Raw genomic sequence first — 9385 nt, forward strand, 5'->3', positions numbered from 1 at the left:
GGTCCGTCACGCGTCGAGGCGCTCGGTCCTCCTCGCGCGGGCCACGAGGAGCACGCCGGTGCCCGCGAGCACGAGGGCCAGCGCGACCGCGACGATCCCGCCCGAGAAGCCGGTCATCCCGAGGACGCCGCGAGCTGCGTCGACCGGCGCGACGGTCACCTCCTGGGACACCTCCGCGCCCGACGTGAGCCCGACGAGCCGGACGGTGTGCGCCCCGGCCTCCGTGCTGCGCGGGACGACGACGCCCACGGCGACGGCGCCGTCCGTGTCCGCCGTCTGCGCGACGAGCAGCTGCGGCGTCGAGTGGAGCCACACCTGGACCGTCTCACCCTCGGCGAAGCCCGCGGCAGTGAGCTGCAGGCGTCCGCCGGCGGTCAGGGACATCTCACGCACCGACATGCCGGGCTTTCCCTGCGTGCCGGGCTTCCCGGGCCTCCCGGGCGCGCCGTGCTTCCCCGGCTTCCCCGGCTTCCCCGGCTTGCCCGGGTTCCCGTGCCCCGGGTCTCCATGTCCGGGGTTCCCGTGCCCCGGGTGTCCATGTCCGGGATTCCCGTGCCCTGGGTTCCCGTGCCCAGGACCGCCATGTCCGGGGTTCCCGTGCCCCGGCTTGCCCTTGTGCGCCTCGGTGAGCACGGCGACGCTCCGCGCCGGCACGGTCACCTCACCGGTGGCCTTGTTCCAGGCGGTCTGGCGCACGACGTCGTCGCTCCCGTGCTTCTGCACGGTCGAGAGCTTGAGCGTGTGCCCGGCAAGCCCCTCCACGGCCTGGGTGACCGGCAGGGGGCTCGCGTTGAAGACCACGAGCACGCCGTCGAGGTCCTTGTCGACGTCGGTCCCCACGGTGTCGTCGATCCGCATGACGATGACGCCCGGCGTCGCATCCGGCCCGGAACCGGGGAAGGAGACCTTCTGCGTGATGAGCCCCGCGTCACCGAGACGGAAGAGTGGCGTGGAGTAGCGCAGGCGGAGCAGGTCCTGCGCCGCGGCCGAGGACGCAGCCATGTCGTCCGGCGCGGGCGCGAGCGCGGGGTCGGCGAGCAGCGGACCGTAGTACGGCCAGGCCTCGCCGTTCTTCTCCTCCGGCGGGAGGCCGACACCGAACGTGCTCGTCTGGCCCGTCCAGTCGATCGCGTTGAACCAGTCCCCCGAGTTGTAGCTGTCCCGGTCGAGGGACTTGCTGCGCAGCAGGTCCGTGCCGGCGTGCCAGAACGACGGGGTCTGCGAGAGAGCCGTCATCGACAGGGAGAGCGTGTTCATCCGCACCCGGTCTGCCATCGTCGTGGCGACAGGGAGCTTGACCGTGAGGATGTCGAAGAGCGTCTGGTTGTCGTGGGCGTCGACATAGGTGACGACCTCCTCCGGCTGGTCCGCGTACCCGGCCGGAGCACCGCGGTAGTCGAGCTCGTCGCCGCGCTGGACGGTGCCCGCGGACGTGAGGAACGAGAAGCTCTTGAGGTTGCCCGCCAGGCCGAGCCGGACGAGGTCGCTCTGGTGGGCGAGGTCGGCCAGCTCCTCGGCCGAGCCGTCGTTGACCACCGCAGGGTCGGCGAGGCTGGTCGCCCTCCCGTTCGGGTCCGTCGCCAGCCCGGTGCCGAAGCCCTGCTGGAAGAGCGAGCCGCCGTCGACGGGGCTGCCGCCGTGGACGGCGTCGCGCAGCCGGTCGGAGAACGTCCCGATGCCCGTCCCGCCGAGCTGCCCCTGGGTAGCCTGCGTGAAGAGCGCGTTGTCGGCGACCTCCCCGAAGTTCCACCCCTCCCCGTAGAGGTAGACCGACGATCCGTCCACGCCGTCGTCGGCGAGCGTGAGCTCGTCGAGGCCGGCTCGCACCGCGAGCATGTTCTCGACCGAGTGGTGGCCCATGAGGTCGAACCGGAAGCCGTCCACGCGGTAGTCGCGGGCCCAGAGGACGACCGAGTCGACCATGAGCTTCTGCGCCATCTCGTGCTCGGTCGCGACGTTCTGGCAGCACGTCGAGGTCTGGACCGACCCGTTGGCGTCCAGGCGGTGGTAGTAGCCCGGGACCACCTTGTCGAGGACCGAGGTGTCCGCCTGGCCGCTCGCCGCGGTGTGGTTGAACACCTGGTCGAGCACCACCTGGAGGCCGCTGCCGTGCAGTGCACCGACCATCGACCGGAACTCCGCGACGCGTGCCCCGCCCTCCTGGCCTTCGGTCGTCGCGTAGGAGCCTTCGGGGACCTGGAAGTGGTAGGGGTCGTAGCCCCAGTTGTAGCCGTCCTCGGCCGCGACCGCGGCGACGGCCGCCTGCTGCTCGGTCGAGTCCGGGGCGAAGCCGCTGAGGTCCCCGGTCGTCGCCTGGGCGCTACGGTCCTCCTCGATCGTCGCGATGTCGAAGGTCGGGAGCAGGTGAACGGTGTTCATGCCCGCCGAGGCGAGCTCTCGCAGATGGGCCATGCCGTCGGAGTCGCGGGTGAACGCCTTGTAGGTGCCGCGCTCCTCCTCCGGGACGCTCGGGTCCCCGATGGAGAAGTCCCGCACGTGCAGCTCGTAGATGCTGCGGTCGACCGGACGGTCGACGACCGGTGCGGGTGTCTGCTCCCACAGGTCCGGGCGGTGCTCGGGGTCGGAGAGGTCGACGGCGACCGAGCGGGTCGAGCTCGTCGTGAGCGCCACCGAGTACGGGTCGGTCACCGCGTTCTGCTCGACGACGCCCGTCGACGGGACGTACACCTCGACGTCGTACAGGTACTGGGCTCCGTGGTGGTCGGCGCTCGTCGTGACGGACCACGAGCCGTCGTCGCTGCGGGTCATGGGGATGCGCTCCCCCGGACCCGTGCCGTCCCCGGTCCAGACCGTGAGCGCGACCGAGCGAGCGGTCGGCGCCCACAGCGTGAAGGTGGGTACCTCGTCCGACCACCCGAGACCGAGCGGAGTGTCCGCAGCGGACTCGCCGTAGAGGTCGTCGAGGACTCCGGGCACCTGCACGGCCGTGAGGGCGACGAGCGTCCCGTCCGCCGCGGCCGCGGCGACCTGCACCTCCTGCGTGAGCAGGGCCTCGACCGCGGCGCGGTCCAGGTCGGTGCGCAGCGCGACGGAGTCGGCCAGGGCCGGGAAGAGCTCCTGGAGGTCGGCGGGGAGAGCGGCCGGGTCGTAGGTGAGCGGGATGCTCCCTCCGTCGGGCACGACGACCGTCCCGTCGACGGCCTCGACCCCGCCACCGGGCGCGTGGTGCAGCGTCCAGGTCTGGGTGGCCGGGTCGGAGCCCGCGGGCAGGAGGTCGCGCGGGACGGCGAGCACGCCCTGGGCGAGCCAGTGCACACGCGACTGCCCGGTCCCGGGGAGCGGGGGGTCGGTCACGTCGATGCTCAGCACGTGGGTCCCGGGGTCGTAGGAGAAGACGACGAGCTTGCCGGCGGTGGCGGTGAAGCTGTAGTTGGCTCCGCCCGGCGCACCTCCCACACCGTAGTTGACGTCCCAGGACAGGCTCTCGGAGACCTTGACCTCGTACGTGCCCGTGGCCAGGGCGTCGGTCGTGTAGGTGAAGACGCCGTCGCCGTCGAGGTCCTGGAGCCACGTCGCCATGCAGTCGGGCGCCCAGGTCGCGGCGCAGCCGACCTGGTCCTGGTAGGAGCCGGGGAGGGTCATGACCGGACCGTCCGCGCTCGTCGTGAACCAGTGCGTCTCCGGGTCGTAGTAGAACGTCACGGACCCGCTCGCCGGGACGGTGTACGTCGCGTTCGCGCCGCCCACGACGCCGCCGACTCCGTAGCTGACGTCCCACGTGCCACCGATCGCGATCTTGTACTCGAAGGCGGAGCCCGCGGGGAGCGTGAACGTGCCGGAGTAGACCCCGTCGGGGCGCTCGGTGAGGCGGGCACTCTCGCACGCGACGTCCCAGTCGCCCGCGCACCCCATGGCGGCGTTGTGGCTGCCGGGCACGGTGACCATGAGGTCGCCCGGGTCGGGGACAGGGCCGACGGTGCCGGAGACGGAGTGCCCGACGCTCGCGTAGGTCGAGGCCGCCGCGTGCTGACCGGACGCGTCGACCGTGACCGCACGGTACTCGACGAGCGTGCCGTCCGTGAGACCGGAGGTGTCGTGGAAGACGCGGGGGGTGGTGTCCTCGGCCGTGCCGAGCGGTGTCCAGCCGGTGTCCCCGACGAGCCGGTAGGCGAAGCTCGTCTCCGCCCAGCGATCGGCCTCGATCGTCGCGCTCACCGGTGCGACGCCGTCGACCGCTGCGCCGGGCGTCGGCACCGACAGCGCGAGCGCCGGTGCGGCGGTCGCCGCGACGGGGCGGTCGGCCACGAGGACGACAGCGCCGAGCGCTGGCACCGTGATCGAGAGGGCGCCTGCAGCGTCGGCCGTGAGCGGGGTGGTCGTCCCGTAGAGCGGCGCGAAGCCCGCGTCCGGGGTGAGCGAGGTGAGCGTGACCGTGCGCGGCTCCGTCGCGTTGTTGAGAGCGACGAGATGCTCGACCTTCTCCGTGCGGTCGACACGGGAGAAGGCGTACACGCCTGCGCCGTCATCGGCGTACCGCTCGATCTGGGCACCGCCGCTCAGGGCCGGGTGGTCTGCGCGCAGCTGTGCCAGGCCCGCGATGTGCTCGTAGAGCACGGAGTCCGTGTCGAGGCGGTCCTCGTTCCCCAGGACGGTCCCGTCGAGGAGCGGCTGCGACACGTACTCCTCGACCTGCGACCCGAAGAGGGACTGGCGTGCGTTCTTGTCCTTGCCGTCCCCGACACCCGCGAAGCCCTGCTCGTCGCCGTAGTAGACGACGGGCTGTCCGCGGGTGAGGTACATGAGGGAGTGACCGAGGGCGGAGCGCTGCTCGGCGCTGCCCGAGCCCGCGACCATGTAGCCGAGGCGGCCCATGTCGTGGTTGCCGAGGAAGGTCGGCAGGGCGTCGGCGCTCGTCGTGGGCGTCGTGTACATGTCGTCGGACGCGAAGAGCGCGGCGAGCCCCTGTGCCGTGAAGCCTTTCGCGTAGCTCGCACCGGCCGCCTGGAACGTGAAGTCGAGCACCGAGCTCATGTCGGTCTTGCGCACGTAGGGCGAGAGCTTGGCGGCGTCCGCGTCGTACACCTCGCCGAACATGAAGAAGTCGGGCTTGCCGTTCGCGTGGGCGTAGTCGAGGACCTCCTGCGTCCACGTCTCCCAGAACTCGAAGTTCACGTGCTTGACCGTGTCGATGCGGAAGCCGTCGATGCCGAGGTCGATCCAGTCCGTGTAGACGTCGACGAAGCCCTCGACGACACGGGGGTGCTCCGTCATGAGGTCGTCCAGGCCGTCGAAGTCGCCGTAGGTGACGGACTCGCCCGTCCACGTCGAGTTGCCGCGGTTGTGGTAGAGCGTCACGTCGTTGAGCCACTCCGGGGACTTCGTCGCCGCCTGCTCGGGCGCGACGACGGGCGTGAGCGGGAACGACGTGGCGGGGTCGAGCGCGGGGAAGGTACCCGTCCCGGCGAAGTCCGCGGGGTCGAACACCTCTCCGGACGCGTCCGTGTAGGGAGCCGTCGCCTGGTCGATGTACGAGTAGGTCCCCTGGGCGTTGTCGATGACGTCCGCGGTGTGGTTCGTGATGATGTCGAAGTAGACCTTGATGCCGCGCGAGTGCGCGTCGTCGATGAGGGCCTCGAGCTCGGCGTTGGTGCCGAGGTGCGGGTCGATCTGCGTGAAATCGGTGATCCAGTACCCGTGGTAGCCCGCTGAGGCGTTGGCGCCCGTGCCCTGGACGGGCTGGTTCTTGAAGGACGGGGTGAGCCAGAGCGCGGTGGTCCCGAGACCTTCGATGTAGTCGAGGTTGGCGTGGAGACCGGCGATGTCGCCGCCGTTGTAGAAGCCTTTGTCCGCGGGGTCGTAGCCCGAGACGAGCGGGTCGTCGCCGAGGGTCGCGGTGTTGTTCGTGGGGTCGCCGTCGGCGAAACGGTCGGTGAGGACGAAGTAGAACTGCTCGTCAGCGCCGGCCTGGCGAGCAGGTGCGGCGACGAGGGCGTCGTCAGCGGCCGTGTAGGCGCCGTCGAGTCCGAGCGGGACGAGCGCCGTCCGGTGGGTCGTGTCGTCGAAGACGACGCGGACGGTCGTCGTACCGGCAAGTGTCAGGGGGATGTTCTCGGTGCCACCGTCGAGCCCGTAGGCCTCGTCCCAGGCGTCGTCAGCCGCGACCTTGTACTCGTAGGTCCCGGCGGGGAGCGAGAACTCCCCGGTGTACGTGCCGTCGGGATCGAGCGTGAGCTCGCTCTCGGCACAGTCGGGCTGCCAGTCGTCCGAGCAGCCGATCTCGCTCTGGAGGCTGCCGACGAGCGCGAGGCTGCGCGTCTCGGCTGCGGCCGGGGCGAGCCCGGCCTGGTCGATCGCCGCGAGGGCGACGGCCCCGACGGCAAGAGCGGTCAGGGCGGAGGCCGCCCTGCGGACGCGCGACGTTGCGCTGACGAACATGTCGACTCCCTCGTCGATCACCGGGCGTGATGGGAGGACTGTACCCATTTCTGAAACTTGCAGCAACAGGGTGCACATCCGTTGCATGGAGCGTCCCTTTCACCCCCAGATATCAGGCGATACCCGGATGAAATGGAACCCCTTTCTTGCACGCCCCCGCACTCTCACCCGCGGCGTCGTTCAGCCCGCGCGGCGACCGGCCGATGAGAGAGGCATGAACGACGACGCTCCACGGCGCCTGAGCGAGCGAGGAGCGGCCCGAACCCTCGGCACGCTCATCATCGCCGGCGTCCTCGCCGTCACGATCCTCGAGATCACCGCCGGTGTCCTCGGGACACGTCCCGTGTCTCCCGTCGTGGTCGGGTGCACGGCCGTGCTCCTGGCCTGCGGGGTCATCGTCCTCCTCGCCCCAGAACACCTCCCCCGGCACCTCATCACCGTGCTGACCCCCCTGAGCATCCCTCTCGTCGTGGCGATCAACCTCGCCACGCAGGACGCGGGAGGTGGCGCACAGGTCGCCTTCGTCCTGCCGGTGGTCTACGCCGGCGCGTTCCGCAGCGCCCGCCTCACCTGGTGGACCACCGCTCTCGCGGTCGCTGGTGTCCTCACGACGACCTTCACTCAGCTCTCCGTCAACCAGGCGGTCATGGACAGCGTCCTCGTGATCATCGCCATGGTCGCCATCGCGAGCATCCTCCGCACCGGACGTCGACGGCAGGACGAGCTCGTCGCCGCGCTCGAACGCCTCGCGTCCGTCGATCCGCTCACCGGCCTCGCCACACGTCGCGTCCTCGACGAACGGGCGGCTCAGATCACCTCCGGCGAGGACGTTCGAGACCCTCCCCTCGCGACGTCCCTGCGAGCGGCGCGCACGAGCCTCGCTCCGGCGACGACGGGGGACGAGCAGGGCGTCGGCCTCCTCGTCCTCGACATCGACCACTTCAAAGCGGTCAACGACGAGCACGGCCACCCCGCCGGAGACAGAGTGCTCAGCGCCGTCGGCGCAGCCGTCCAGGCCGAGGTCCGCGCAGGAGACACGGTGGCTCGGCTCGGCGGCGACGAGTTCGCGGTCCTCTTCCCGCAGATCGACCGCGCAGACCTCGAGGCGCGCGCGGACGCCGTCCGGGTCGCGGTCGCCGGGGTGATCGCACTCAGAGGCCCGGTCCCCGTCACGGTGACCGTGAGCTGCGGCGCAGCCCACGCTGCCGCACGCTCGACCGGCCCCGAGCGCCTCTATCGCGTCGCCGACGCGGCCCTCTACGAGGCGAAGCGCTCCGGGCGCGACCGTGTCGTGGTCGTCGACGTCTCTCCCTGAGAGCACCGACGACCAGCTCCGTACGAGCCCACGCGTCCGAGGGACGAACAGTGCACATCGTGACGATCTGCGAATCGTTTCAGGCGCTCCGAAAGTTCACGAAAGTTCTCGCAGATCATTGACCCGCTCGTGCCACAGCACCACCGTGGACCGCAGGCGACGCAGTGGCGACGCCCTCCGCCGAGCGATGACGCTCGGCCGAGACGGGACACACGTGGAGGACCCATGACCACCCGAGACCGAGCAGCACGACAACACCCCCGACCTGGCAGACAACCCTTCCGACGCACACTGGCCGGGGCTCTCGCGACGGGATGCATCGCGGCACTCACGCTGTCGGCGCTGCCCGCCGCCGCCGCACCGACCACGCTCGGAGAAGCGGCGGCACAGTCCGGTCGCTACTTCGGTACCGCCATCGCGGCGAACCGGTTGAACGACTCGGTCTACACGAGCATCGCGAACCGTGAGTTCTCGATGATCACGGCCGAGAACGAGATGAAGATGGACGCCACGGAGCCCAACCAGGGCCAGTTCACGTACACGCGCGGCGACCAGATCGTGAGCTGGGCCCTGGCCAACGGCAAGCAGGTCCGCGGCCACGCCCTCGCCTGGCACTCCCAGCAGCCCGGCTGGATGCAGAACATGTCCGGCACCGCCCTGCGCAACGCGATGCTCAACCACATCACCCAGGTCGCCACCCACTACAAGGGCAAGATCCACTCCTGGGACGTCGTCAACGAAGCCTTCGCCGACGGCAGCTCCGGCGCACGCCGCGACTCCAACCTCCAACGCACCGGCAACGACTGGATCGAAGCCGCCTTCCGCGCCGCCCGCGCCGCCGACCCCGGCGCCAAGCTCTGCTACAACGACTACAACACCGACGACTGGACGCACGCCAAGACCCAGGCCGTCTACGCCATGGTCAAGGACTTCAAGGCGCGCGGCGTCCCCATCGACTGTGTCGGCCTCCAGTCCCACTTCAACAGCCAGTCCCCGGTGCCGAGCAACTACCGGACCACGCTCCAGAGCTTCGCCGACCTCGGCGTCGACGTCCAGATCACCGAGCTCGACATCGAGGGCTCGGGGTCGTCCCAGGCCGCGGCGTTCCGACGGGTGACCGAGGACTGCCTCGCCGTCGCGCGGTGCACCGGCATCACGGTGTGGGGCGTGCGCGACACCGACTCCTGGCGCGCGAGCGGCACCCCCCTCCTCTTCGACGGATCCGGCACCAAGAAGGCCGCCTACACGTCCGTCCTCGATGCGCTCAACGCGGCCGCTCCGACAGACGACCCGACCGACGACCCCACGACTGATCCGACGGACGATCCCACGATCCCGCCCGGGACGTCCTGCACCGCCGCACTCGCCATCGCCAACTCCTGGTCCGGCGGGTATCAGGCGACCGTCACCGTCCGCGCCGGATCGTCTGCGATCAACGGCTGGTCCGTCGCCCTGGCAGCCGGCACCTCGGTGAGCCAGGCGTGGAACGGACAGCTCAGCGGATCGACCGTGACGAACGCGCCGTACAACGCGTCGGTCGCGGCAGGTGCGTCGACGACGTTCGGCTTCATCGGTTCCGGCACCGCGCCCGCGCCGTCCACGTTGGCCTGCAGCGGCCGCTGACCGGTCGGACAGAGACGGGGGGGGGGGGGGGGGGGGGGGGGGGGGGGGGGG

The 9385-nt window shown here is 70.6% G+C and carries 3 protein-coding genes; 2 read left to right on the plus strand and 1 reads right to left on the minus strand.

Annotated elements, in window-relative coordinates; all coding sequences use genetic code 11:
• Positions 1–6: 6 nt before the first annotated feature.
• On the minus strand, positions 7–6396 hold the full coding sequence (gene pulA / locus ABKW26_RS16135) for a pullulanase-type alpha-1,6-glucosidase (protein WP_348594969.1): 6390 nt from the start codon (positions 6394–6396) through the stop codon (positions 7–9).
• Positions 6397–6610: 214 nt separating this feature from the next.
• Between pulA and ABKW26_RS16140 the strand changes: the two genes are divergently transcribed.
• Positions 6611–7711 (plus strand): GGDEF domain-containing protein, encoded by a 1101-nt coding sequence (locus ABKW26_RS16140; protein ID WP_348594970.1) that lies wholly within the window; start codon positions 6611–6613, stop codon positions 7709–7711.
• A 225-nt stretch (positions 7712–7936) separates the two neighbouring features.
• Complete coding sequence (locus ABKW26_RS16145; protein WP_348594971.1) at positions 7937–9334, plus strand: endo-1,4-beta-xylanase; 1398 nt, start codon at positions 7937–7939, stop codon at positions 9332–9334.
• Positions 9335–9385: the final 51 nt, after the last annotated feature.

Origin of the sequence: Sanguibacter sp. 25GB23B1, from assembly GCF_040012415.1 — a bacterium.
In the GTDB taxonomy this organism is placed as follows: domain Bacteria; phylum Actinomycetota; class Actinomycetes; order Actinomycetales; family Cellulomonadaceae; genus Sanguibacter.

Bases quoted from the DNA above. Each gene is read 5' to 3' on its own strand.
- pulA (WP_348594969.1), bottom strand. From the start codon at position 6,396: ATGTTCGTCAGCGCAACGTCGCGCGTCCGCAGGGCGGCCTCCGCCCTG.
- ABKW26_RS16140 (WP_348594970.1), top strand. From the start codon at position 6,611: ATGAACGACGACGCTCCACGGCGCCTGAGCGAGCGAGGAGCGGCCCGA.
- ABKW26_RS16145 (WP_348594971.1), top strand. From the start codon at position 7,937: ATGACCACCCGAGACCGAGCAGCACGACAACACCCCCGACCTGGCAGA.